Genomic DNA, 26620 nt, shown 5'->3' with positions numbered 1-26620 from the left:
CGCTGCGCCACGCGCGGGACGACCGCCGGAATCGGCGTCCACCGGCTGTTGTCGGTGGTGGGGTGCACGATGGGGGGCATGGCCGGTTCCGCACTCGATTCGTTCTCGCCCGCCACCCGCGGCTGGTTCACGTCCGCCTTCGACGCCCCCACCGCGGCGCAGGAGGGTGCCTGGCGGGCCATCGGCGCGGGCTCGGACGTCCTGGTCGTCGCGCCGACGGGATCGGGCAAGACGCTCGCGGCGTTCCTGGCCTCCCTGGACCGGCTGGCGGCCTCCCCGCCGCCCGCAGAGGCGAAGAAGCGCTGCCGGGTTCTGTACGTCTCCCCGATGAAGGCGCTCGCCGTGGACGTCGAGCGGAATCTGCGCTCTCCGCTCACGGGTATCCGGCAGGAGTCGGTGCGCCTCGGCCTGCCCGAGCCGGAGGTGCGGGTGGGAATCCGGTCCGGTGACACCCCCGCGTCCGAGCGCCGCTCGATGGCCAGCAGGCCGCCGGACATCCTGATCACCACCCCTGAGTCGCTGTTCCTGATGCTCACGTCCTCCGCGCGGGACGCCCTGGCCGGGATCGAGACGGTGATCGTCGACGAGGTGCACGCCGTCGCGGGGACGAAGCGCGGCGCCCATCTCGCCGTGTCCCTGGAGCGGCTGGACGAGCTGCTGCCGAGGCCGGCGCGCCGTATCGGCCTGTCGGCGACGGTCCGCCCGGTCGACGAGGTCGCGCGATTCCTGTCGCCACAGCGCAAGGTGGAGATCGTCCAGCCACCGTCGGCCAAGGAGTTCGACCTCTCCGTGGTGGTTCCGGTGGAGGATCTCGGCGAGCTGAGCGGTTCCGCCGCGACGGGCGAGGAGGGCGGGCAGGCCGAGAAGCCGTCGATCTGGCCGCATGTCGAGGAGCGCATCGCCGATCTCGTCCAGTCGCACCGCTCCACCATCGTCTTCGCCAACTCCCGGCGGCTCGCGGAGCGTCTGTGCAACCGGCTGAACGAGATCGCGCACGAGCGCGCCGCTGAGGCGGCCCTCGCCGCCGGAGAGACGGGAGAGGCGGGAGAGCGCCTGCCTGAGGCCCACTCCCCCGCCCAGGTCATGGCCCAGTCCGGCGCCGCGAAGGGGGCACCCGCGGTCCTCGCACGCGCCCACCACGGCTCCGTCTCCAAGGAACAGCGGACGCAGGTCGAGGAGGACCTCAAGGCAGGCAGGCTGCCCGCCGTCGTCGCCACCTCCAGCCTGGAGCTCGGCATCGACATGGGTGCGGTCGACCTGGTGATCCAGGTCGAGTCACCCCCGTCGGTCGCCTCGGGGCTGCAGCGGGTGGGCCGCGCCGGGCACCAGGTCGGCGCGGTGTCCACGGGAGTGGTCTTCCCCAAGTACCGGGGCGACCTGGTGCAGGCCGCCGTCGTCACCGAACGGATGCGGGAAGGTGCCATCGAGGCGCTGCGGATCCCGTCCAATCCACTGGACGTGCTGGCCCAGCAGATCGTCGCCGCTGTCGCGCTGGACAGCCGGCAGGCCGACGACCTGCTCGCCCTGGCCCGGCGGGCGGCGCCTTTCGCCTCGCTGCCCGAGTCCGCGTTCACCGCGGTGCTCGACATGCTCGCCGGCCGCTATCCGTCCGACGCCTTCGCCGAGCTGCGGCCCCGTGTGGTGTGGGACCGCGTCACCGGCACGGTCACCGGCCGTCCCGGTGCCCAGCGGCTCGCCGTGACCTCGGGCGGCACGATTCCCGACCGCGGGCTCTTCGGCGTCTTCCTCGCCGGCGCCGACCCGAAGAAGGGCGGCGGCCGCGTCGGCGAGCTCGACGAGGAGATGGTCTACGAGTCCCGGGTCGGTGACGTCTTCACCCTGGGCACCACGTCCTGGCGGATCGAGGACATCACCAGGGACCGGGTACTCGTCTCCCCCGCGCCCGGGGTTCCCGGCAGGCTGCCGTTCTGGAAGGGCGACCAGCTCGGCCGTCCGCTGGAGCTGGGCCGTGCGCTTGGAGCGTTCCTCCGGGAGATCGGCGCCCTCTCCGGAGAGGACGCCAGGCTGCGGCTGCTGGCCGCCGGGCTGGACGCCTGGGCCGCGGACAACGTCCTGTCCTACCTCGACGAACAGCGTCGCGCCTGCGGTCATGTCCCAGACGACCGGACGGTGCTCGTCGAGCGGTTCCGGGACGAGCTCGGCGACTGGCGGATCGTGGTGCACTCGCCGTTCGGCGCCCAGGTGCACGCCCCGTGGGCACTCGCCCTGTCCGCCCGGCTCGGGGAGCGCTACGGCGTGGACGCGCAGGTCATGCACGCGGACGACGGCATCGTGCTGAAGCTGCCCGACGCGGATCTGATGGGCCTCGATCTCCTGGACTTCGACCCCGCCCAGGCCCGTTCGGGTGAAGGCCCGGACACCGGTTCCACCCGCACCGGTCCCGTCGTGCCCGCCCTGGGCCCCGACGGCGACCAGCCGCCGGTGAGTGCCGCGGACGTGGTGTTCGACCAGGGGGAGATCAGCGACCTCGTCACCGACCAGGTCGGCGGCTCGGCCCTGTTCGCCTCCCGCTTCCGCGAGTGCGCGGCACGCGCCCTCCTGCTGCCGCGCAGGAGCCCCGGCAAGCGCACCCCGCTGTGGCAGCAGCGCCAGCGCGCGTCCCAGCTGCTGCAGGTGGCCTCCGAGTTCGGCTCCTTCCCGATCGTCCTCGAAGCGGTACGTGAATGCCTGCAGGACGTGTTCGACGTACCGGGGCTGACGGAACTGATGGGCGATCTGGAGTCCCGCCGCGTCCGACTGGTCGAGGTGACCACACCCGAGCCCTCGCCGTTCGCCCGTTCCCTCCTCTTCGGCTATGTCGCGCAGTTCCTCTACGAGGGAGACTCCCCCCTCGCCGAGCGGCGCGCCGCGGCACTCTCCCTCGACTCCCACCTCCTGGCCGAGCTGCTCGGCCGGGCGGAGCTGCGCGAGCTGCTCGACGCGGATGTCCTCGCCGAGCTGGAGAGGGAGCTGCAGTGGCTGACCGACGACAGGAAGATCAAGGACGTGGAGGGGGTTGCCGATCTCCTGCGCGTTCTCGGCCCCCTCACCACCGCCGAACTCACCGAGCGCGGTGCGGAGTCCGGTTGGCCGGCGGAACTGGAGGCGTCGAGACGCGCGATCCAGGTCCGTGTCGGCGGATCACCCCACTGGGCCGCGGTCGAAGACGCGGGCAGGCTGCGCGACGCCCTCGGCACGGCCCTTCCGGTGGGTGTCCCCGAGGCGTTCACCGAACCCGTCAAGGATCCGCTCGGAGATCTCCTCGCCCGGTACGCGCGCACGCACGGCCCCTTCACCAGCGCCCAGGCGGCGGCCCGTTTCGGCCTCGGCACCGCCGTGACCGACGGGGCGCTCCAGCGCCTCGCCGCGTCGGGCCGCGTCGTCCAGGGTGAGTTCCACCCCGCCGGCATCGGCCAGGAGTGGTGCGACGCGACGGTCCTTCGCCGACTGCGCCGCCGTTCGCTGGCCGCGCTCCGCGAGGAACTGGAGCCGGTACCTCCCTCGGCGCTCGCCGCCTTCCTCCCCCAGTGGCAGCACCTGGGCGACCACAGCCTCCGCGGGATCGACGGACTGGCCCGGGCCGTCGAGCAGTTGCAGGGCGCCCCGGTCCCCGCGTCCGCGCTGGAGAAGCTGATCCTGCCGAGCCGGGTCATGGGCTACACCCCGGCCATGCTCGACGAACTGACCACCACCGGGGAGATCGTCTGGGCCGGTGCGGGAGCTCTCCCCGGCAAGGACGGATGGCTCTCCGTCCACCTGGCCGACAGTGCGCCCCTGCTCCTTCCACCGCCCCACCCGCTGGAGACGACCGCGCTGCACGAGTCGGTGCTCACCATCCTCTCCGGTGGCTTCGGACTCTTCTTCCGCCAGATCGCCGAGCAGGTCCGCGCCACGACGCACCCTGACTGCACCGATCCCCAACTGGCCGACGCCATCTGGGACCTCGTGTGGTCCGGGCGCCTCACCAACGACACCCTCGCTCCGCTTCGCTCCCTCCTCGGGTCGGGCCGCACCGCCGGGTCCACCGCCCACCGGGCCAGGCGCACCGTGCCACGCGGGCGGTACGGCTCACTGACCTCGGCGGCACGTCCGGCCTCCCGCACGGGTCCGCCCACCGTGTCGGGACGCTGGTCGCTGCTGTCCCCGGCCGAGCCCGAGCCGACCCATCGCGCGCACGCGCTGGCGCGTACGCTCCTGGACCGCCATGGGGTGGTGACCCGGGGCGCGGTGCAGGCCGAGGGTGTCGAGGGCGGGTTCTCGGCGGTCTACCGGGTCCTCGCCGCGTTCGAGGACAGCGGCCAGGCCCGCCGGGGCTACGTGGTGGAAGGGCTGGGGGCGGCCCAGTTCGCCATGGAGGGCGCCGTGGACCGTTTGAGGGCGACCGCCACCGCCCGCGACCGCGCAGCGCCCGGCACCGCCCCCCGCGCACTGGTCCTCGCCGCAGCCGACCCCGCCAACGCGTACGGCGCGGCCCTGCCGTGGCCCGAGTCGCCCGACGGAGCGGGCCACAAACCGGGCCGGAAGGCCGGCTCGCTGGTCGTGCTGGTGGACGGCGAGCTGACCCTGTACATGGAGCGGGGCGGCAAGTCCTTGCTCGCCTGGGCGACCGACCCCGACGACCCGGCGCTGCGGGCCGGCGCCGAGGCGCTGGCGTCGGCGGCCCGCGCGGGTTCACTGGGCACGGTCACGGTGGAGCGCACGAACGGTGCCTCCTCCCTCACCTCACCGCTGGGCCGCGCCCTGGAGGCGGCCGGATTCCTCGCCACGCCCCGCGGGCTGCGCCTGCGTGCGTGAGTCCCGGCGCGGCCCTGTCCACGATCGGCCCTGCCCCGCGGTGCGGGGAAGCATCACGGGTGGTGTTCCGAGCATCATGGAGTCATGCCCGAAGGTGACACCGTCCTGCAGACGGCCCGGCGTCTCGATGCCGCTCTGGCCGGCCGTGTACTGACGGTCTTCGACCTGCGGGTGCCGCGCTTCGCCACCGCCGATCTGACCGGGAGGAGTGTGCTGGGCGTCTCGTCGCGCGGCAAGCATCTGCTCACCCGCTTCGAGGGTGGCCTCACTCTCCACAGCCACCTCCGCATGGACGGAGCCTGGCGGGTCTACGGCCCCGGCGAACGGCGGCGGGGAGGGCCCGACCATCAGATCCGTGCCGTGCTCGGCAACAGGGAACGGACAGCCGTCGGCTACCGTCTGCCGGTACTCGAACTGCTGCGTACCCGCGACGAGACCCGGGTGGTCGGCCATCTCGGACCCGACCTCCTGGGAGCGGACTGGGACCCGGACACCGCGCTGCGTAACCTTCTGGCCGACCCGGGGCGCCGGATCGGGGACGCGCTGCTCGACCAGCGCAATCTCGCCGGCATCGGCAACGTCTACATGTGCGAGCTCTGTTTCATGGCCCGTGCGACACCATGGCTGCCCGTGGGTGAGCTGGAGCCTCCCGTGCCCACGCTCCTGGTCAGCACGGCCAAGCAGCTCCTGGAGGCCAACCGGGACCGTCCGATGCGAACGACCACCCGTGCGACGGCCGCTCTCGCCGCGGGCGGATCGCGGGATCGGCTCTTCGTCTACGGGCGCGCGGGCCGCCCGTGTCTGCGCTGCGGAACCCTCATCCGTACGGCCGAACGGGACGACCGCCCCACCTACTGGTGTCCCCGCTGCCAGTCCGGGCCCACCAGCTGAGACCGTCCGGTCAGGGGCACGGCGCCGGCTCCACAGGCCGGGCTCGGTCGCGCGTTCCGGCGGCCCGAGGGGCCTGGAGCGCGGTGGGGAGCGCTCGGGAAGAACAAAGGGCGGGAGCGGGAGGCGACGGTCAAGGGGATATGTTCCCACGATCGGTCTCACGATCCGTCTCCGGCTCCGCGGCCGGTTCGCCGGATCTCGACGCCGCGGTGACGTGGACGGGCAGGAGACTCAGCCCCCATCCGCCGGCCGCCACCGCGCCTTCTATCAGCCCGGCCCGCTCCGGCTCGACCAGCAGCCTGAGCACCGCCCACCACCACACACCGCCCAGGGCGAACGCCGGCCCCCATCGCCGCACCATGGCTGCCTCCTAAGGCCGACGCTAGTACGGCACGATCACCCGACGGGAGGGCGTACCGATGTGCGAGGGGCGTGCGTCACGCGGACGGAGCGACGGTACGCGCCCTCTCCCGGGCCGCTGTCGTGAAAGGTGGCACCCGGCCCTTCCGGGCAGTCTCCCCCGGGGTGGCGACCTCTGCATCCGGGCCGCGCTCCGCCTCGGCCTCCCGCCCCCGGCGGCGCCGCTCCCACCCACCGGAGCCCCAGGGCACACGTGTGCCCCGGGCTGCGGAAACCTCCGCCCGGGGGCACACGGTGGCCGGATCGAGCCGGCCGGGGACTCTAGTGCTTGTCCTTGTCCGTCAGGGAGTCCTTCACGCCCTTGGCGCGCTCACCGGCGCCGCCCAGGGCCTCCTCGGCCTTGGCCTTGGTCTGGTCGGTCTTGCCCTCGGACTCCTTGCGACGGTCACCCGTGAGCTTGCCCGTCGCTTCCTTGGCCTTGCCCTTGAGCTTGTCCATGGCCTTGTCGTCGCTCATCGCGTACTCCTCACTCAACCGTCCGGCACGGTGGGCCCGCCGCCGGATCCCTGTCGTAGCCGAAGGTCAGGCGCTCTCGGCCTGGAACATCCACGCGTGCTTCTCGAGGTCGGCCGTCAGCGTGATCAGGATGTCCTGGCTGACGGGGTCCGGGTCGGCGGTCGCCTCGATCCGCTCCCGCATGCGGTCGATAACCACGCGCAGGGCGTCGACCAGCACCCGTACCGCGTCCACGTCCTTGATCCAGCCGTCAGGCACGGAGTCGATGGCCGTGGCCTTCGCCAGGGTCCTGGACCGTCCGTCCGGGTTGACTCCGATCGCCGAAGCCCGCTCCGCGACCGTGTCCGAGTGCTGTCGCGCCGTGTCGACGACCTCGTCGAGCTGCAGGTGGACGGAGCGGAAGCGGGGGCCGACGACGTTCCAGTGGACCTGCTTGGCCACGAGAGAAAGGTCCACCAGATCCACCAGGGCGCCCTGCAGTGCGTCACCCACGACCTTCCGGTCGCCCTCGGTAAGCGCGCTCTTGACGACAGACATGCAATTCTCCGTTCGGATAGCCGCTAGCTGTGGGGCCTACCACCCGTCCACGATTGCACAAATGATGCAAAACGGTCATTCGGATGGGCTCCCTCCAGGAGAGCCTTCAACCGGCCTCACGTTGCGCCTGCCCTGCAACGCGCTCCGCACACACCACGAATCACGCAAAAGCCCCGGTCGGCCCTCATGGGCCGACCGGGGCTCCGTACAGCACGAAGCGTGCGGTCAGGCGGCGACCACATCCACCGCTTCCGCGGGCGCCTTGATGGTCACCCGTCCGGTCGGCACGCCGGCGACCGACGCGACGGAGACGGAGTTGAGCATCGGACGTACTGGTACAGGCACCGCATCACTGGCTGCCGCCGACTCGGCCAGCTCAGCCAGGGACAGTTCATCGCTCACTTCACGCATGAGCTCGGACATCCGTACGTCCAGCGCGTCGCAAATGGCGGAGAGCAGCTCGGAGGATGCCTCCTTCTGCCCCCGCTCCACCTCGGAGAGATAGCCGAGCGAGACTCGGGCGGACGAGGAGACTTCGCGCAGAGTACGGCCTTGGCGCTGGCGCTGCCGACGCAGCACGTCACCAAGCAGGCGACGGAGCAGAATCATCGGTGGCTCCCTCCTCGGACCGCGTAGCCGCATCCTTCACGCCCCACCGTACCGCCTTGCGCTGCGGCCGTGCGGGGAGCGATGTCGTGTTCACTCAGGGCTGCAAACATCAATTCCCCCCGTTGTGTTCCGTATCCTGTGCCCTCGCATTTTCGCCGAGTTCGCCGGAGAGCAGCTCGAGCAGGCTCCGCACACTCTCCTTACGGATGTCCGCCCGGCCGCCGTTCAACCTCAGCTCGGCGACTTTCTCCACGCCGCCCGGCCCGGCCACGGCTATGTAGACCGTGCCCACGGGCTTGCCGTCCTGCGGTTCCGGACCCGCGACCCCGGTCGTCGACACCCCCCAGTCCGCGGCGAGGACACGCCGTACGCCTGCGGCCATCCCCTGTGCGACGTCGGGGTCCACGGCTCCGCGTTCGGCGAGGAGCGCGCCGTCCACGCCCAGCACCTCCCGCTTGAGCGCAGTGGCGTAGGCCGTGACGGACCCGCGGAAGACCCGCGATGCCCCGGGTACGGAGGTGAGCTCGGCGGCCACCAGCCCGCCGGTGAGGGACTCGGCGACGGCGAGCGTCTCACCGCGCCCCTCAAGCCGCCGCAGCACATGGGCCGCCCCGGACGTCACCGCTCGGCCTCCGCCGTCCCCCGGCCTCCGGCGACCCCGCCGCCGATCTGTCCGCCCAGCGGCTCCACGAGGTCCGTGGACGTCCCGTCAACGGACTCCGCGGCACACTCGCCTCCGGTGGTCGCACCGGAGGAGTCCGCGGCCGCCGCCACGGCCTCCAGGGCGGCCGCCCGCTCGGCGGCGAGCCCTCGCCGGCGCAGGACGACCGCCTGGCGCACGTAGTCGAGGCCGGTGACGACCGTCAGCACCACGGCCGCCATCATCACCCAGAAGCGCAGCGTGGCCAGCGGACCCGTGAGCGCGAGGACGTACATGCCCACGGCGATGCCCTGGGCGAGGGTCTTGAGCTTTCCACCCCGGCTGGCCGGAATGACCGAGTGCCTGATGACCCAGAAGCGCATCAGCGTGATGCCCAGCTCACGGAAGAGGATCACACCCGTGATCCACCACGGCAGGTCCCCCAGCACCGAGAGACAGATCAACGCCGCGCCCATGATCGCCTTGTCGGCTATCGGGTCGGCGATCTTCCCGAAGTCGGTGACGAGGTTGTACGTACGCGCGAGATGGCCGTCGAAGACGTCCGTGATCATCGCGACGGCGAAGGCGGCCCAGGCGAACGAACGCCAGACCGGGTCGTAGCCGCCGTCGTGCAGGAGCAGGAGGACGAAGCCCGGCACCAGGACCAGCCGCACCATCGTGAGGATGTTGGCGATGTTCCACAGACCGGCCTGGTGGACGGCGGCCGCACCCAGCTTGCCGCCGCGGGACGCCGGCGTGGCGCCGGTGCCGCCTGCCGCGGATGCCGGGGCTCCCGTCATCTGGCTGCCTCCGCGAGCTCGTGGTGTTCGGCCACGAGGTCCACTCCCTCGGTGCCCACTGCCTTCGCTTCGACCATACGGCCCGGCACGAGCCCTTCGCGTGTGGTGAAGACGACCTGGCCGTCCGTTTCCGGCGCCTGGTGCGCGGCTCTGCCCACGGCGACGGGGCCGTCCCCGTCGTCCTCCACCGACTCGACGAGCACCTGGAGCGATTCGCCGACGCGCTCCTCGGCACGCTGTGAGGTCAGCTCCTCGGCGAGCTGCGAGATGTGGGCGAGGCGCTCGGCGATGACGTCGGCGTCCAGCTTGTTCTCGTACCCCACCGCCTCCGTCCCCTCCTCGTCGGAGTATCCGAAGACACCGATCGCGTCGAGCCGCGCACCGGTGAGGAAGCGTTCCAGCTCCGCGAGATCCGCCTCGGTCTCACCGGGGAAGCCGACGATGAAGTTGGAGCGCGCACCTGCCTGCGGCGCCTTGCTCCGGATGGTGTCCAGAAGCTCGAGGAAGCGGTCCGTGTCGCCGAACCTCCGCATCGCCCTCAGGACACCGGGAGCGGAGTGCTGGAAGGACAGGTCGAAGTACGGCGCGACCTTGGGCGTCGAGGTGAGCACGTCGATCAGTCCCGGCCGCATCTCCGCAGGCTGCAGGTAGCTGACACGGATGCGCTCGATCCCGTCGACGTCCGCGAGCTCGGGGAGCAGGGTCTCCAGCAGCCGGATGTCCCCGAGGTCCTTGCCGTAGGAGGTGTTGTTCTCCGAGACCAGCATGACCTCCTTGACGCCCTGCTCGGCGAGCCAGCGCGTCTCCTGGAGGACGTCGGAGGGGCGCCTGGAGATGAAGGAGCCGCGGAAGGACGGGATGGCGCAGAAGGTGCAGCGCCGGTCACAGCCCGAGGCGAGCTTCACCGAGGCGACCGGGCTGGTCCCGAGCCTGCGGCGCAGAGGTGCCCGCGGCCCCGACAGGGGGGCGATCCCCTCCGGCAGGTCCGCGGGGGCCGGAGCGGCCTCCTGCGCGTGCCCCGGCAGCGAGACGGCGGCATCCTGCCGCTCGGCCGGGCTGATCGGCAGCAGCTTGCGCCGGTCGCGGGGCGTGTGGGAGGCGTGGACGCCTCCGCTGAGGATGGTCTGCAGACGGTCGGAGATGTCGGCGTAGTCGTCGAATCCGAGGACTCCGTCCGCCTCCGGCAGCGCCTCGGCGAGGTCCTTGCCGTAGCGCTCGGCCATGCAGCCGACGGCCACGACGGCCTGGGTTCTGCCGTGGTCCTTCAGATCATTTGCTTCGAGCAGGGCGTCGACGGAGTCCTTCTTGGCGGCCTCGACGAATCCACAGGTGTTGACGACGGCGACATCCGCGTCCGTGGCGTTCTCGACGAGCTCCCAGCCGTCCGCTGCCAAGCGGCCTGCGAGCTCTTCCGAGTCCACCTCGTTACGGGCGCATCCGAGAGTGACAAGGGCGACGGTACGGCGTTCGGGCATGGGCTCAAGACTACTTTGTCCCGGCACCGCCGCTGCCGTGCAGGGTTCACCGCTACGGGGAGTGACGAAACAGTGGGTGGAACGGAGGTGAGGGCTGCCCGCACGACCTCGGCGAGTGCCCGGCAGGATCGCCGGGCACTCGCCGAGGGAGAGGAGTCGGAGCGGGGGTCAGCCGACCTCGGGGTCACCCTTGGTGTACGAGAGCCGCTCGACCTGACCGGACTCGAACTCGTCGTCGACCTTCTTGCCGTTCACGAAGAGATCGATCGCCCCGGCGTCGCCGAGGACGAGATCGATGCGCTCCTTGTCCTGGAAGGTCTTGGAGTCGCCGTCGTTCAGCAGCCCGTCGAAGAGCAGCCGTCCGTTGTGGTCCTTGGCCGAGATCCAGCTCTTGCCCTCGGTGGCGCTCAGCCGCACCGTCACCTTGTCCCGGGGAGCGGCCGCGATGGCGCTCTCGGAGGGAGCGGGCTTGGGGTCGGCCGGCTTGCTGGCGGTGGGTGTGGGGGTGGACTTGTCGGGTGTCGAGCCCTCGGCGACCTGCGCCGAGCCCGACCCGTCGTCGTCGCCGCTGAAGAGCGTGAAGCCCACGAACCCGACGACGGCCACGATCGCGGCGACCATGGCCGCCGTCCAGTTGGGCCGGCGGGGTTCCGAGCGGATCCGCTCGGCTTCGAACAGCGGCGCCGCGGGGGTGGGCGCGGGACGGCCGCCGTGCTCGGCGTCGAATTCCTCGATCAGTGGATCGGGGTCGAGCCGGACGGCGCGGGCGAGCATACGGATGTGGCCGCGTGCGTAGACGTCGCCGCCGCAGCGGGAGAAGTCGTCCTCCTCGATCGCGTGCACGATGGGGATGCGCACCCGGGTGGAGCTGCTGACTTCCTCGACCGTCAGACCTGCGGCGATACGAGCCTGCTGAAGCGCGCGACCGATCGAAGGCCGGTCGTCTTCGGGGGAGTTGCCGATGGACACGGGGGCGCCTTTCGAGCGTGAGCCACCTGCTGGATGTTCAGTCTAGGGGTGGTACGAAAGGGTGGGGCAACCGGGAGCGACGACTTTGTACGCCATCGGGTTCGCCGGACAGCCCCTCGGGCAGGACGGAGGACGGAGAGCAGGACGGAGCATCGTGCCGCTCCTCCTTTCAACTTGACGTACGGCCGGGCGAAACGGTTGCCCGCAACAGCCCTACGAAGCGGTTTCCCCACGAATGACGGCCAACACACCGTCCAGTTCGTCCGGTTTCACCATGACATCGCGCGCCTTGGATCCCTCGCTGGGACCCACGATGTTGCGGGACTCCATCAGGTCCATCAGCCGTCCGGCCTTCGCGAAGCCCACCCGGAGCTTGCGCTGGAGCATCGAGGTCGACCCGAACTGGGTGGACACGACCAGCTCGGCCGCCTGGCACAGCAGGTCGAGGTCGTCCCCGATGTCTTCGTCGATCTCCTTCTTCTGCTTCGTGCCGGCCACCACGTCCTCGCGGAAGACCGGAGCCATCTGGTCCTTGCAGTGCTGGACGACGGCCGCGACCTCGTCCTCGGTGACGAAGGCCCCCTGCATGCGGGTCGGCTTGTTCGCGCCCATCGGCAGGAACAGCCCGTCGCCCTTCCCGATCAGCTTCTCGGCACCCGGCTGGTCGAGGATGACCCGGCTGTCGGCGAGCGAGGACGTCGCGAAGGCGAGCCGGGAGGGCACGTTGGCCTTGATCAGACCTGTCACCACGTCGACGGAGGGCCGCTGTGTGGCGAGCACCAGGTGGATGCCGGCCGCGCGCGCCAGCTGGGTGATGCGGACGATGGAGTCCTCGACGTCACGCGGGGCCACCATCATGAGGTCCGCCAGCTCGTCGACGATGACCAGCAGATACGGGTAGGGCGACAGCTCCCGCTCGCTGCCCTCGGGCGCCTTGGCCTTGCCGTTGCGCACCGCGTGGTTGAAGTCGTCGATGTGCCGGTAGCCGTAGGCCGCGAGGTCGTCGTAGCGCAGGTCCATCTCCCGCACGACCCACTGGAGCGCCTCGGCGGCCTTCTTCGGATTGGTGATGATGGGCGTGATCAGGTGCGGGATGCCCTCGTACGCGGTGAGCTCCACCCGCTTGGGGTCGACGAGCACCATGCGGACGTCCTCGGGGGTCGCCCGCACCATGATCGAGGTGATCAGGCAGTTGATGCAGGAGGACTTGCCGGAACCGGTCGCACCTGCGACCAGGACGTGCGGCATCTTCGCGAGGTTGGCCATCTCGTAGCCGCCCTCGACGTTCTTGCCGAGCGCGACCAGCATGGGGTGGTCGTCCTCGGCCGCGTCCGCGAGACGCAGGACGTCGCCGAGGTTGACCATCTCCCGGTCGGAGTTGGGGATCTCGATGCCGACGGCGGACTTCCCGGGGATCGGCGAGATGATCCGGACGTCCGGGCTCGCCACCGCGTAGGCGATGTTCTTGGTGAGGGCGGTGATCCGCTCGACCTTCACAGCGGGGCCGAGCTCCACCTCGTACCTGGTCACCGTCGGACCGCGGGTGAAGCCGGTGACCCGGGCATCGACCTTGAACTCGGTGAAGACGTTGGTGAGCGAGGCGACCACCGCGTCGTTGGCGGCGCTGCGCGTCTTGCCCGGGCCGCCCCGCTCCAGAAGGTCCAGGGAGGGCAGCGCGTAGGTGATGTCCCCGGAGAGCTGAAGCTGCTCGGCCCGGGCGGGCAGCGACTGCGACGGCTCCGGTGCGGGCTTCGTCAGGTCCGGCACGCCACCGGTCCCGGAGTCCGTCTCCCGGTCCGCGCCGCCCCGGCCTGCCTTCTCCGCCGTCCTGGCCCCGGGCACCGGTGTGCCGGTGCGCTCACGCTCGGCGGAGACCCCCTGGGTCAGATCCGCGACGACCGGCGAGGGGGGCATGCCGTTGAGTACGGCGCCGTCGAGCGCCGCCGCGGCGGCCGCGGCCACGTCGACGGCGTCCAGGGTGCGGTTCATGGCGGGCTGTGCGGACGGCCTGCGCGGACGCCGCCGCTTGGCGAGCGCATCGCCCTCGGCCTGGTCCGGGTCGTAGGGGCCGTCCGCCCCGGACCGGCGTCCGGAGGTGCGCCGTGACCGCTCCGGCGGGGCTTCGCGCCACTGCTCGTCGTACCGCTCGTCGTCGTCCCCGAACTCCTCGCCGGGTTCGTGCACGGGGTCGACGATGCCGAGCCTGACCCCGAGCTGGCGCAGCCTTCTGGGGATGGCGTTGACCGGGGTGGCGGTGACGACGAGGAGTCCGAAGACCGTCAGCAGCAGGAGCAGCGGAACGGCCAGCACCTCGCCCATCGTGAACACCAGGGGCTGGGAGGCGGCCCAGCCGATGAGTCCGCCCGCGTCCTGGAGTGCGGCGGTGCCGTCGTCCCTGCCGGGGGAACCGCAGGCGATGTGGACCTGTCCGAGCACCCCGATGACGAGGGCGGAGAGGCCGATGACGATACGGCCGTTGGCCTCGGGCTTCTCCGGATAGAGGATGAGCCGTACGGCGACGGCGCCCAGCAGTATCGGTACGAGCAGGTCGAGACGCCCGAAGGCGCCGGTCACGAGCATCTCGACGAGATCGCCGACGGGGCCCTTCAGATGCGACCAGGTGCCCGCGGCGACGACGAGCGCGAGGCCCAGCAGCAGCAGGGCGAGACCGTCCTTGCGGTGTGCCGGGTCAAGTCCCTTCGCACCGCGCCCTATGGAGCGGAAGACCGCGCCCACGCCGTGGGCGGTACCCAGCCACAGAGCCCGGACCAGCCGGTACACGCCCCCCGTGGGGGACGGTGCGGGCCTGGGGGCGGCCTTCTTCGCGGCCGTCTTCTTCGCGGGCACGGTCTTCTTCGCCGCCGCCTTCTTGGCGGGTGCGGCTTTCTTCGCCGGTCCCTGGGTACGGCCGGCACGCTTGGCGGTGCCCGCCGCACCCAGGGAACCCTTGCCGGACGTACGTGAGGCCATGTGACTGAGGTTACCGGTGCCGACGTCGGTGGACACGTGTGCCCACGGCTTCACCCGTCCGTGTCGCCCTTGCCCGGGTACGGAACTGACGCCCCCTCAGTGGCGCGGGGGTCAGCCCTGCGAGGGAAGCGCGGCAGCCGAGCCGCCCGCACCGGGCTCCAGCGCGTCGAGCGCGCGGCGCAGCCCGGTCAGCTTGCGCTCGAGATGGGCCGCGGTGGCCACGGCCGCTGCGTCCGCCGACTCGTCGTCCAGCTGCTTGGAGAGGGCCTCCGCCTGCTCCTCCACGGCGGCGAGTCTCGCCGAGAGCTCGGCGAGCAGCCCCGCGGGCTCCTTCTCCTGGGCGCCGTGGTCCACACCGCCGCCCTCGAGCTGGAGCCGCAGAAGCGCCGCCTGTTCACGCAACTGGCAGTTCTTCATGTACAGCTCGACGAAGACCGAGACCTTGGCGCGCAGCACCCAGGGGTCGAACGGCTTCGAGATGTAGTCCACCGCGCCCGCCGCGTAACCCCGGAAGGTGTGGTGCGGTCCGTGGTTGATCGCGGTCAGGAAGATGATCGGGATGTCCCGTGTCCGCTCCCGTCGCTTGATGTGCGCAGCGGTCTCGAACCCATCCATGCCGGGCATCTGTACATCCAGCAGGATGACCGCGAAATCGTCCGTGAGCAGCGCCTTGAGCGCCTCCTCCCCAGACGATGCCCGTACCAGTGTCTGATCGAGCGCAGAGAGGATGGCCTCCAGCGCCAGCAGATTCTCCGGCCGGTCATCGACCAGGAGGATCTTGGCCTTCTGCACCATGGCCCGCCCTCCTCGCCCCGGAATCGCACCGGGTGCCGCCCCAGGGGACGACTCCCTTACGCCGTCCGTCCTTGTGCCGGTCATGGTAGCCGCACCCCGCCCATCACCACACCCTGTCACCGCGATGTCACTGTGCACACAGCGAGAACGCGGTCGAAGACCAGAAGGTTCCCCGGAATCCGCCCGGCCACACCCCCGCGGGGACGACCGGCCGCCGGATCCCGGAGGTCACCTCCGCGGCCTGTCACTCCCCGCTCATCCAGTTCTCCATCACCGACAGCAGGTGATCCGAATCGACCGGCTTGGTCACGTAGTCGGAGGCTCCGCAGTCGATCGCCTTCTCGCGGTCGCCCTTCATCGCCTTGGCGGTCAGTGCGACGATCGGGAGCCCTGCGAACTGCGGCATCCGACGGATCGCCGTCGTCGTCGCGTAACCGTCCATCTCCGGCATCATGATGTCCATCAGGACGATGGTCACATCGTCGTGCTGCTCCAGCACCTCGATGCCCTCGCGCCCGTTCTCCGCGTACAGCACCGACAGCCCGTGCTGCTCCAGCACGCTGGTGAGGGCGAACACGTTGCGGATGTCGTCGTCGACGATCAGGACCTTCTCCCCCTGGAAGCGGAAGGTCCTGCGCGGTTCGGGCTCCTCCTGGCCGCCCTGGACCCACTCCTCGTGCCCGGCGGGCGCCGCCGGCTCGGCCTGACCGCCGTTCTCCAGGGCCGGCCGCCTGGCCGCCCCTCCGAGGGCCTTGCGCCGCCGCCTGAACACGCCCGCGGAGCCCGCGGGGTCGCCCAGGGGCACCTGGGCGCTGTCGTGCGGGGCCTCCAGGTGGAGGGCTCCCTCACCGGAGGCACCGTGCACCTCGATGGGTCCGGGCCCGGTCTGCGGGTAGCCCTGCGGGGGCAACTCGCTCGGGTGCAGCGGCAGATACAGCGTGAAGGTCGAGCCACGCCCCGGTTCGCTCGCGGCGTGGATCTCACCGCCCAGCAGCCGGGCGATCTCCCGGCTGATGGAGAGGCCGAGGCCCGTCCCGCCGTACTTGCGGCTGGTCGTGCCGTCGGCCTGCTTGAACGCCTCGAAGATCACCAGCATCTTGCTGGAGGCGATACCGATCCCGGTGTCCGTCACGGAGAAGGCGATCAGGTCGCCGTCGGCGTCACGCAGCGAACCCGCCTCCAGCAGGTGTTCCCTGATGGAGTTCGGGACGTCCGCCCCGGCCGGCCTGATCACCAGCTCCACGGCACCGCTGTCGGTGAACTTCACCGCGTTGGACAGGAGGTTGCGCAGCACCTGCAGCAGCCTCTGCTCGTCGGTGTGGAGCGTGGCGGGGAGCTCCGGCGACACCCGTACGGAGAAGTCGAGCCCCTTCTCCGCGGTCAGCGGCCGGAACGTCGCCTCGACGTAGTCGACCAGCTGCACCAGGGCGATCCGGGTGGGGCTGACGTCCATCTTGCCCGCCTCGACCTTGGACAGGTCGAGGATGTCGTTGATCAGCTGGAGCAGGTCCGACCCCGCCCCGTGGATCGTCTCGGCGAACTCCACCTGCTTCGGCGAGAGGTTCCCCTCCGCGTTGTCCGCGAGCAGCTTGGCCAGGATGAGCAGGGAGTTGAGCGGAGTGCGCAGCTCGTGCGACATGTTGGCCAGGAACTCGGACTTGTAGCGCATCGAGACGGCCAGCTGTTCGGCACGCTCCTCGAGGACCTGACGCGCCTCCTCGATCTCGGTGTTCTTGACCTCGATGTCGCGGTTCTGCTGGGCCAGCAGCTCGGCCTTCTCCTCCAGTTCGGCGTTGGACGCCTGAAGGGCCTTCTGCCGGTTCTCCAGCTCCTGGGAGCGGTCGCGGAGCTGCTCGGTGAGCTCCTGGGACTGCTCGAGGAGCTTCTCCGTCTTGGTGTTGACGCTGATGGTGTTGACGCTCGTGGCGATCATCTCGGCGAGCTGGTTGAGGAAGTCCCTCTGGATGTGCGTGAACGGCTGGAACGAGGCCAGCTCGATCACACCGAGCACCTGCCCCTCGAAGAGCACGGGCAGCACGATCACATGGGCGGGCGGCGCCTCGCCCAGACCGGAGGAGATCTTCAGGTAGCCCGGCGGCACGTTGTCCACCTGGATCGTCCGCTTCTCCTCGGCCGCCGTACCGATGAGCGTCTCGCCGGGCCTGAACGAGGTGGGCATGGAGCCCGCCGAATAGCCGTAACTGCCGCGCATCCGCAGCTCGTAGGAACTGTCCTTCCCGGTGTCGGACCCGACCTCGTCCCCGTCACCCGTGGACATGGCGAGGAAGAACGCCCCGTGCTGCGCCGAGACGACCGGGGTCAGTTCGCTCATGATCAGCGAGGCGACGTCGTCGAGGTCGCGGCGGCCCTGCATCAGACCGGAGATGCGTGCGAGGTTGCCCTTGAGCCAGTCCTGCTCCTTGTTGGCGAGCGTGGTGTCCCGCAGGTTGGCGATCATGGTGTTGATGTTGTCCTGCAGCACCTGGATCTCGCCGGCCGCGTCGACGTCGATCTTGAGGTTGAGATCACCGCGGGTCACCGCGGTCGCGACGGCCGCGATGGCGCGCACCTGGCGGGTCAGGTTGCCGGCCATCTCGTTCACCGACTCGGTGAGGTCGCGCCAGGTGCCGTCGACGTTCCGCACCCGCGCCTGGCCACCCAACTGGCCCTCGGTGCCCACCTCGCGGGCGACCCGCGTCACCTGCTCGGCGAACGAGGACAGCTGGTCGACCATGGTGTTGATGGTGTTCTTCAGCTCCAGGATCTCGCCCTGGGCGTCGATGTCGATCTTCCTGGTCAGGTCGCCCTTGGCGATGGCCGTGGTGACCGTGGCGATCTGGCGCACCTGCCCGGTCAGGTTGGACGCCATGGAGTTCACCGACTCCGTGAGGTCCTTCCAGGTGCCCGAGACGCCTGGCACGCGCGCCTGGCCGCCCAGTTCACCCTCGGTGCCCACCTCGCGCGCGACACGGGTGACCTCGTCGGCGAACGAGGACAGGGTCGTCACCATCGTGTTGACGGTGTCGGCGAGTTCGGCGACCTCGCCACGCGCTTCGACGGTCACCTTCTTCGTCAGGTCGCCGTTGGCGACCGCGGAGGACACCCTTGAGATGTTGCGCACCTGGCTGGTCAGGTTGTTGGCCATCAGGTTGACGTTGTCGCTGAGGTCCTTCCAGATGCCGGTCGCGCCACGCACCCGGGCCTGGCCGCCGAGGATGCCCTCGGTACCCACCTCACGCGCGACCCTGGTCACCTCGTCGGCGAAGTTGAGCAGCTGGTCGACCATCGTGTTGACGGTCGTGACCAGTTCGAGGATCTCGCCCTTGGCGTCGACGGTGATCTTCTTGGAGAGATCGCCCTTGGCGACTGCCGTGGTCACCTCGGCGATGTTGCGCACCTGGAGGGTGAGGTTGTTGGCCATCCCGTTGACGGACTGGGTGAGGTCCTTCCACGTGCCGGAGACGCCCTGCACCTCGGCCTGGCCGCCGAGGATGCCCTCCGTACCCACCTCACGGGCCACGCGGGTCACCTGCTCCGCGAAGTTCGACAACTGGTCGACCATCGTGTTGAGGGTGTTCTTCAGCTCCAGGATCTCGCCGCGGGCGTCCACGTCGATCTTCTGCGACAGGTCACCCCGCGCCACCGCCGTGGCGACCTGCGCGATGTTGCGGACCTGGGCGGTGAGGTTCCCGGCCATGCCGTTCACGGAGTCCGTCAGATCGCGCCACACCCCGGCCACGCCGGGCACCTGGGCCTGACCGCCGAGCCGGCCGTCCGTGCCCACCTCGCGCGCGACCCGGGTCACCTGGTCCGCGAAGGCGGAGAGCTGGTCGACCATCGTGTTGATGGTGTTCTTCAGCTCCAGGATCTCGCCCCGGGCGTCCACGTCGATCTTCTGCGACAGGTCACCCCGCGCCACCGCCGTCGTCACCTGTGCGATCTGACGCACCTGGGAGGTGAGGTTGCCGGCCATGAAGTTGACGGAGTCGGTGAGCTCCTTCCAGGTCCCGGAGACTCCGTCGACGCGCGCCTGACCGCCCAGGCGGCCCTCCGTGCCCACGTCACGCGCCATCCGGGTCACCTGGTCGGCGAAGTTGGACAGCTGCGCCACCATCGTGTTGACGGTGTTCTTCAGCTCCAGCATCTCGCCGGCCACGTCGACGGTGACCTTCTGCGACAGGTCGCCGTTGGCGACCGCGGTCGTCACCTGCGCGATGTCACGCACCTGTCCGGTCAGGTTGCGGAAGGCGGTGTTCACCGAGTCGGTGAGGTCCTTCCACGTCCCCGCGGCCCCCGGCACCTCCGCCTGGCCGCCGAGACGGCCCTCGACCCCGACCTCTCGGGCGACCCGGGTCACCTCGGAACCGAAGGCCTGGAGCTGGTCCACCATCGTGTTGACGGTGTTCTTCAGCTCCAGCATCTCGCCGGCCACGTCGACGGTGACCTTCTGGGTCATGTCACCGCTGGCCACGGCCGTGGTCACCTGCGCGATGTCGCGCACCTGGGTCGTCAGGTTGCGGAAGACCGTGTTCACCGAGTCGGTGAGGTCCTTCCACGTACCGGCGGCACCGGGAACCTGGGCCTGGCCGCCCAGCAGGCCCTCTCCGCCGACCTCGCTCGCCACCCGGGTCACCTCGTCGGCGAACGTACGCAGCGTCTCGGTCATCTGGTTGATCGTCTCGGCGAGCTGGGCGACCTCGCCCCGCGCGCTGACGGTGACCTTCTGGGACAGGTCGCCGTTGGCGACCGCCGTCGTCACCTCGGCGATCCCTCGCACCTGGGAGGTGAGGTTTCCTGCCATGGTGTTGACGGAGTCCGTCAGGTCCTTCCAGACCCCGGCCACCCCGGGCACCGTCGCCTGCCCGCCGAGTTCGCCCTCGGTGCCCACCTCACGGGCGACCCGGGTCACCTCGGAGGAGAAGGACGACAGCTGGTCGACCATCGTGTTGACGGTGTTCTTCAGCTGGAGCATCTCACCGGCCACATGGACGGTGACCTTGCGCGACAGATCACCCTTGGCCACGGCCGTGGTCACGAGGGCGATGTCCCGCACCTGGGCGGTGAGCCGGTACGCCATGGTGTTGACGGAGTCCGTCAGGTCCTTCCAGGACCCGGACATCCCGCGCACCTGGGCCTGGCCGCCCAGCTTGCCCTCGGTGCCCACCTCGACGGCGACGCGCGTCACCTGCTCGGTGAAGGCCGACAGCTGGTCGACGAGGTTGTTGACCGTGCGCGCGACCTTCAGGAACTCGCCGCGCAGCGGGCGTACGGTCTCGTCCGCCGCGTGGGTGCGCAGTTCCATCCGCTGTTCCAGGTCACCGTCGGCGACGGCGGAGAGCACTCGTCCGACTTCGGACACCGGCCGCGCCAGGTCGTCGACGAGCTCGTTGGAGGCGTCGATCGCCGCCGCCCAGGAGCCCTCGCACGCACCGGTCTCCAGCCGCTCGGTGAGCTTGCCCTCCCGCCCCACCACCCGGCGCACCCGGGCGAGCTCTCCCGTCAGGTGGAGATTGCGGTCCGCCACCTCGTTGAAAACCGCCGCGATCTCCGTGAGTACGCCGTCACCGGAGACGGTGAGCCGCCTGCGGAAGTTCCCGTCGCGCATCGCCACGAGACCCGAGAGCAGTCTGTTCAGAGCTGCCGCGTCGACCTCGACGGTTCCATTGCGCTGCTTTTTCACGGACTGCCCGCCTTTTGTGCGCGTTCCTGAACCCCGCGCCGCCACGCCAGACTCCACCGTGTCCCTCCCGCAGGGGTTGACCGTATCGCTCGGGCCGTTGTCGGAAGCTTGCCCACTTCCACTTTGGCTCACCGCCACAGCACACCGTCTTCGGGTGACCATGCGGTCGTCAAATCGTTGAAACGTACCAGGCCGGAACGGCAGAGCGAGGAAGGTCTCATGGTCATCCCATTTCCCTCACCGGGAGACCCATAGTTGTGCGCCGGGCGCACGACCGTCGCGTGCGCAACGTACCCAAGTCTGCCCTCGTGTACCCGGGACTCCCGGCGAGCGTCTAGCCTGGCAGGCGAATCGAAGCGGCGAAATACGGGCACAGGACTCGGGGAAGCGACGAGACACCAAATGGGGAGTGCTGTGATCACCGCGCGCGCGGCTGCCACCTTCGATCCGGTCGGACGCTCGGTCGCGACCGCCCGCGCATTCGTCCGCGACACCCTCCAGGGGTGGGGATACACGGACGTGGTTGACGACGCCGTCGTCCTGACCAGTGAGCTCGTGACCAACGCGGTCGTGCACGCGGGCACGGCGGCGGACGTCCTGTGCCTGCGCACCGAGGACGGCGTGCGCGTCGAGGTGTCCGACCACTACCCGGAGCGCGAGATCCCGCTCCAGAGTTCCGGCCTGGACTTCGGCAGCCCCGACCGTGAGGGCGGGCGCGGCCTGCTCCTCTGCGCGGCGCTCGCCGCCCGCTGGGGTGTCGAGTACACCCCCACGCACAAACACGTCTGGTTCCAGCTGGACCTTCCCGAACGCCCCGTGGGCATCCGCTCGGCGAGCCCGGTGCTGCCCACGGCACTGTTGCCGGTCGCCGACCAGAGGGTCCGGGTCGCCGTCGTGCAGATCGACGGCGACGGCGCCATCGCGGCCTGGAACGACGACGCGGCCTTCCTCTTCGGTTACGCCGCCGAACAGGTCGACGGCAAGCAGCTGACCGATTTCGTGGCGTGGCCGCACACACCGGGCACCAGCACCGGCATCGCGGACGCGCTGCAGCTCTCCCGCTGGGAGGGCAGTTACGGCATCCGCGGCGCCGACGGCCGGGTCATCCCCGTCTACGCGTCCCATCTGAGAGTCCGCGACGCGGACGGCGAACCATCGACGGTCTGCCTCCTCGTGCGCGACTACGAGCGTGCCGTCCTCCAGACCCCGGTGCGCGCCCCCGTCTCGGACGCCTCGGCCGAGAACCGCAGCTCGGACCCGTTCGAGATCTTCATCGGCTCCCCCGCACCCGACGACCTGGACGGTCTGCTGCAGCGCACGGTGGAACGTGCCCGCGACATGCTCGACGCGGACGCGGCCTTCCTGCTCCTGGCCACGGACGACGAGACCGAACTGGAGGTCCGGGCGACGACGGGCCTCCCCTCCGCCCGCCAGCGTTTCGCGCGGGTACCGGTCGAGGCCGGCACCGGACGCTACGGCTCCGCCCGCATGCCCGCGGTCCACGAGGACCTCACCGTGGTGCCGGGCGCGGTACCGCTGCTGGTGGACACCGGGATGCGTTCCGTCGTGACCGTCCCGCTGAAGGTCGAGGGACGCCTCACCGGCTCCCTCGGCGTCGCGGCGGAGGCGGCGGGGCGCTACTCCAACGAGGAGGCGCTGCGGCTCCAGTTCTCCGCCGACCGCATCGCCCTGGCCGTCGAGTCGGCCAGGCTGGGCGAGCTGGAGCGGCTTCGGCGCGGTTCGCTGTCCTTCCTCGTCGAAGCGTCCGACCTGCTGGCGGGCACCCTCGACCGGGACCAGACGCTGGCGCTGATGGCGCAGATGACCGTCCCCACCCTGGCCACCTGGTGCGCCGTCTACACGATCGCGGACCAGTCGTCGGAGCCGTACCTCTCCTACGTGCTCCACGAGGACGAGGAGCGCATCGACGGTCTGAAGGCCCTCCTCGCCACCGTCAGCCCTCCGGACCCCGTTCCCGCCCCGGGTGCCCGCATCTGGCCAGCTCCCGCGGAGGCCGGTCACCGGGCGGCGCTCAGCATCTCCAAGCGCACGCTCGGCAGCGACGTCCCCCTCAGCATGGGGACCGCCGCCCGCACCACGCTGGCCACCGCGGCGGCTGTGGGCGGTGAGACCGTGGTCCTGCCTCTGGTGGCCCGGAACCGCGTGATCGGCATGCTCACGCTCGGGAAGCCGTCGGACGAGCACTTCCGCCAGGAGATCCTGGAGCTCGCCGAGGACCTGTCCCGGCGGGCGGCCCTCGCCCTCGACAACGCCCGCCTGTACTCGGAGCGCATGGCGATCAGCCAGTCTCTCCAGCGAAGCCTTCTTCCGCCCGGGCTTCCCGACGTCCCCAATGTCGAGATCGAGGTCATCTACCGCGCTGCCGGCGAGGGCAACGAGGTCGGTGGCGACTTCTACGACGTGTTCCCCATCCGCGACGGTGCCTACGGCTTCGCCATCGGAGACGTCTGCGGTACGGGCCCGGAGGCGGCAGCCGTCACGGGCCTGGCCCGGCACGCGCTGCGCCTGCTCGCCCGCGAGGGCTTCGGTGGGCCGGCCGTCCTGGAGCGCCTCAACGCGGCGATCCTCGACGAGGGGGCCCGCAGCCGGTTCCTCACCCTGCTCTACGGGGAGCTCTGGCCCCAGGAGGACGGCAGCGCCCTCCTGAAGGTGGTGTGCGCGGGTCATCCTCTCCCCCTGCGCCTGCGCCAGGACGGCTCGGTGGAGCCGGCGGCCGAACCGCAGCCCCTGCTGGGCGTCATCGAGGACCTGGAGCTGTACGAGCAGGAGCTCACCCTGGAGCCCGGGGACGTGCTGCTGTGTGTGACGGACGGCGTGACCGAACGCCGCGAGGGGGCCCGCATGCTGGGGGACGACGGCCTGGCCGATGTCCTGGCCGTCTGCACGGGCCTGACGGCCGGTGCCGTCGCGGGACGCATCCTGCGTGCCGTCGAACGCTTCGCGGCCGAGCCCGCGTCCGACGACATGGCCATCCTGGCCATGCGCGTACCGGAGCCGCACAACGTCTGAGAGCCGCTGTGTGCGGCCGGTGTTGACCTTCAGGTTGGTCGAAGCCCGATGATGAGCCGGTGCCACACGAAGAGTTGATGCCGATCGGGGCCTTCGCCGAACGCAGCGGGCTGACCTCCAGCGCGCTGCGCTTCTACGCGGACTCCGGACTGCTGCCACCTGCCAGGGTGGACCCCGGGTCGGGCTACCGCTACTACGGGGCCGGTCAGGTGGGGCGGGCGGTCATGCTGCGCCGGCTGCGCGAGCTCGCCATGCCCCTCGCCTCCGTCGAGGCGGTGCTCGACTCCGGCGGGGACGAGGCATCCCGGATCCTCGACGCCCATGTGGCGAAGGTCGTCCAGGACGCCGCGACCGTGCGGCGGAAGGCGGCGGCCGTCAAGTCGGTGCTGGGGCGGGTGCCGCGTCACCCGCTCACGGTGGTGAGGGGGCCCGTGCTGGCCGACGCGGTCGAGCAGGTCCTGACGGCATCCGCGCACGGGACCGGGATCCCGGCGCTGACCGGTCTGCGTATCGAGGTGAGTTCCGAGGAACTCACCCTGACGGGAACGGACCGTTACCGGCTCTCCACCCGGACCCTCGTCCCGGCCGAGCCGCCTGCGAGGACGTGGGACGGCACGGTGGACGGCCAGGAGCTGCGCGCCGCTGCCGCGGCGAGCCGCCGCAGCCCGACGGTGCGGCTGGAGGCGGTCCCGGACGGCCTCTGGTTCCGCATGGCCGACGGGGACGACAGGCACTGCCGCTCCGTACCCGGGGCCTTTCCCGACCATCGGCTGCTGCTCGCCTCGCTGGGTGAGGTCACCACCCGCGCGACGGTCTCGAAGGATGTGCTCCTGCGAGCCGTGGAAGAGCATCCCGGCGAGCGCGTCGGGTTCCGCTTCGGCCGGGAGGGCTTGTACGTCCTGCCGACGGATGACGAGGAGCCGGAGAGCCCCGTCCGCGCCACCGTGACGGGCAGGGCTCTGAGGGTCTGGTTCGAGGTGACCACGCTCCATCCCGCCGTGAGTACCGCGATCGGCCCCGACGTGCTGCTCGACCTGCGCGGGCACGACCAGCCCGTCACGGTCCGCTCCGCCGACCGCGGTGACCTCACCACCCTGGCCATGCCCGTCAGCCCCCCGGCTGACCTGAACGAGGAGAACGGTTCATGACCCCGGCCCCTTCCCGCCCGGACCCGACCATGGAAGCCATCGGGCGCTCCGTCTCACGAGGACGGGCCGGTGAGACCGAGGCCGCCAGAGAGGAACTGCTGGGCCTGTGGTCCGAGATCGGTGTCACCGGAGACCCGCTGCACCGCTGTTCGCTCGCCCACTACCTCGCGGATCTGTACGAGGACGCCGCCCAGGCTCTGACCTGGGACATACGCGCCCTGGACGCGGCAGACGCCGTGACCGAGCAGCGCGTCCAGGACCACCACGCAGGGCTCCGCATTGCCGGGTTCTACCCTTCCCTGCACCTCAATCTCGCAGACTGCTACCGGCGGCTCGGTTCGTTCGACGCCGCGACCGAGCACATCACGGCTGCCGCCGCTCTGGCCCCGGACCTGCCGCGTGACGCCTACGGCGACCTGATCCGTGGCGCGATCCGCGGGGTCACCGAAGCCATCGCCAGGAAGGACCGGACACGGCGAGCCTCGGCGCCTTCCGCCTCCTCCTGACAAGCTGTGCGAGCGCAGGCCGGCCCACTCGTGTGTCGGGGTGACACCGGCGCGAGGGGCCTTCGATGACGGCGCGGCCGCCCGTCGCCGGTCGGACCGATGAGTTCGTCCGGCTCGAGCGGTCTCATCTGTGCTCGTCGATCTGAGGAGGACCACATGACTCAACTGCTGAAAGTCCAGAACTTCAACGTGTCGAGCGACGGCATCGGTGCCGGCGAGGACCAGACGCTCGAGAGGCCCTTCGGTCATGTCGATCCCGGGAGGCTGTTCTCGTGGGCCGGCGCCACGGCGAGCTGGCCCAATCGCACGGATCCCGGGGGCAGCCGGGGCCTCGACGACTATCTGACGCGGGACTTCGCACACAACATCGGCGCTGAGATCATGGGCCGCAACAAGTTCGGCCCCCAGCGCGGCCCCTGGGCTGACGAGGAGTGGCGGGGCTGGTGGGGCGATGAGCCTCCGTTCCACACCCCCGTGTTCGTCATGACGCACCATGAACGCCCTTCGTTCACCCTGTCCGACACGACGTTCCACTTCGTCGGCGGCGAGCCGGCTGAGATTCTGGCCCAGGCACGTGAGGCGGCCGACGGCAAGGACGTCCGGCTCGGCGGAGGCGTCACCACCATCCGCCAGTTCCTCGACGCCGACCTGGTCGACACCCTGCATGTCGCGGTCTCCCCCGTGAAGCTGGAATCCGGCCTGCGCCTCTGGGACTCACCGGATGAGCTGCGCGACCGATTCCACCTGGACGTCGTGCCCAGTCCCAGCGGTGTGGTGCACCACCTGTTCTGGCGAAAGTGACAAGAAGAAGGGCCCCCGCCAGTGGCGGGGGCCCTTCTCTACCGAGCCCCAATGCGGAATCGAACCGCAGACCTTCTCCTTACCATGGAGACGCTCTAC

At 70.5% G+C, this 26620-nt stretch carries 17 protein-coding genes; 6 read left to right on the top strand and 11 right to left on the bottom strand.

Features of this window, described 5'->3' with window-relative positions:
* Positions 1-78 precede the first annotated feature (78 nt).
* Both ACFXOA_RS29500 and ACFXOA_RS29495 read left to right on the top strand, forming a co-directional pair.
* Positions 79-4794, top strand: coding sequence for a DEAD/DEAH box helicase (locus ACFXOA_RS29500; RefSeq protein ID WP_385034759.1), 4716 nt, complete (start codon positions 79-81; stop codon positions 4792-4794).
* Positions 4795-4878: 84 nt separating this feature from the next.
* A complete protein-coding gene (locus tag ACFXOA_RS29495; protein ID WP_385034757.1) occupies positions 4879-5685 on the top strand; it encodes an Fpg/Nei family DNA glycosylase in 807 nt (268 codons plus the stop codon).
* 130 nt (positions 5686-5815) lie between these two features.
* Here the strand turns inward: ACFXOA_RS29495 and ACFXOA_RS29490 are convergent, their stop codons facing one another.
* The 11 genes from ACFXOA_RS29490 to ACFXOA_RS29440 form a co-directional block, all read right to left on the bottom strand.
* Positions 5816-6046, bottom strand: coding sequence for a hypothetical protein (locus ACFXOA_RS29490; RefSeq protein WP_385034756.1), 231 nt, complete (start codon positions 6044-6046; stop codon positions 5816-5818).
* A gap of 320 nt (positions 6047-6366) precedes the next feature.
* Positions 6367-6561 carry a CsbD family protein gene (locus ACFXOA_RS29485; RefSeq protein ID WP_385034754.1) on the bottom strand — a complete coding sequence of 65 codons (195 nt, stop codon included), beginning with the start codon at positions 6559-6561 and terminating at the stop codon, positions 6367-6369.
* A gap of 66 nt (positions 6562-6627) precedes the next feature.
* Positions 6628-7098, bottom strand: a complete 471-nt coding sequence (locus ACFXOA_RS29480; RefSeq protein WP_385034752.1) for a Dps family protein — start codon at positions 7096-7098, stop codon at positions 6628-6630.
* Between the two features lie 225 nt (positions 7099-7323).
* Positions 7324-7707, bottom strand: a complete 384-nt coding sequence (locus ACFXOA_RS29475) for a helix-turn-helix domain-containing protein (protein ID WP_014153702.1) — start codon at positions 7705-7707, stop codon at positions 7324-7326.
* 109 nt (positions 7708-7816) lie between these two features.
* A complete protein-coding gene (locus ACFXOA_RS29470) occupies positions 7817-8329 on the bottom strand; it encodes a CinA family protein (protein WP_385034750.1) in 513 nt (170 codons plus the stop codon).
* Positions 8326-9147 carry a CDP-diacylglycerol--glycerol-3-phosphate 3-phosphatidyltransferase gene (pgsA, locus tag ACFXOA_RS29465; protein WP_385034748.1) on the bottom strand — a complete coding sequence of 274 codons (822 nt, stop codon included), beginning with the start codon at positions 9145-9147 and terminating at the stop codon, positions 8326-8328. The genes ACFXOA_RS29470 and pgsA overlap by 4 nt, the downstream gene beginning before the upstream one ends.
* Positions 9144-10622 (bottom strand): 30S ribosomal protein S12 methylthiotransferase RimO, encoded by a 1479-nt coding sequence (rimO, locus tag ACFXOA_RS29460; RefSeq protein ID WP_385034746.1) that lies wholly within the window; start codon positions 10620-10622, stop codon positions 9144-9146. Before rimO ends, pgsA begins: the two co-directional genes overlap by 4 nt.
* A gap of 168 nt (positions 10623-10790) precedes the next feature.
* The gene (locus ACFXOA_RS29455) at positions 10791-11591 is read right to left on the bottom strand and encodes a helix-turn-helix domain-containing protein (RefSeq protein ID WP_385034744.1); all 801 of its coding nucleotides are present in this window, start codon (positions 11589-11591) and stop codon (positions 10791-10793) included.
* Between the two features lie 213 nt (positions 11592-11804).
* The gene (locus ACFXOA_RS29450; protein ID WP_385034742.1) at positions 11805-14561 is read right to left on the bottom strand and encodes a DNA translocase FtsK; all 2757 of its coding nucleotides are present in this window, start codon (positions 14559-14561) and stop codon (positions 11805-11807) included.
* Positions 14562-14672: 111 nt separating this feature from the next.
* Positions 14673-15356, bottom strand: a complete 684-nt coding sequence (locus ACFXOA_RS29445; protein ID WP_385034740.1) for a two-component system response regulator — start codon at positions 15354-15356, stop codon at positions 14673-14675.
* A 244-nt stretch (positions 15357-15600) separates the two neighbouring features.
* Positions 15601-21036 carry a HAMP domain-containing protein gene (locus ACFXOA_RS29440; protein WP_385034738.1) on the bottom strand — a complete coding sequence of 1812 codons (5436 nt, stop codon included), beginning with the start codon at positions 21034-21036 and terminating at the stop codon, positions 15601-15603.
* Between the two features lie 402 nt (positions 21037-21438).
* On the opposite strand from ACFXOA_RS29440, the gene ACFXOA_RS29435 reads away from it, so the two are divergent.
* The 4 genes from ACFXOA_RS29435 (at position 21439) to ACFXOA_RS29420 (ending at position 26521) form a co-directional block, all read left to right on the top strand.
* Positions 21439-24066 carry a SpoIIE family protein phosphatase gene (locus ACFXOA_RS29435; RefSeq protein ID WP_385034736.1) on the top strand — a complete coding sequence of 876 codons (2628 nt, stop codon included), beginning with the start codon at positions 21439-21441 and terminating at the stop codon, positions 24064-24066.
* A 59-nt stretch (positions 24067-24125) separates the two neighbouring features.
* Complete coding sequence (locus ACFXOA_RS29430) at positions 24126-25214, top strand: MerR family transcriptional regulator (protein WP_385034734.1); 1089 nt, start codon at positions 24126-24128, stop codon at positions 25212-25214.
* Positions 25211-25720 (top strand): hypothetical protein, encoded by a 510-nt coding sequence (locus ACFXOA_RS29425; RefSeq protein ID WP_385034732.1) that lies wholly within the window; start codon positions 25211-25213, stop codon positions 25718-25720. Before ACFXOA_RS29430 ends, ACFXOA_RS29425 begins: the two co-directional genes overlap by 4 nt.
* 156 nt (positions 25721-25876) lie before the next feature.
* Entirely contained in the window at positions 25877-26521 is a 645-nt protein-coding gene (locus ACFXOA_RS29420; RefSeq protein WP_385034730.1) for a dihydrofolate reductase family protein, read from the top strand.
* Positions 26522-26620 lie beyond the last annotated feature (99 nt).

Source organism: Streptomyces sp. NPDC059166, from assembly GCF_042755185.1.
Classification (GTDB): Bacteria; Actinomycetota; Actinomycetes; order Streptomycetales; family Streptomycetaceae; genus Streptomyces.
This window is presented reverse-complemented; position numbering and strand designations above follow the sequence as displayed.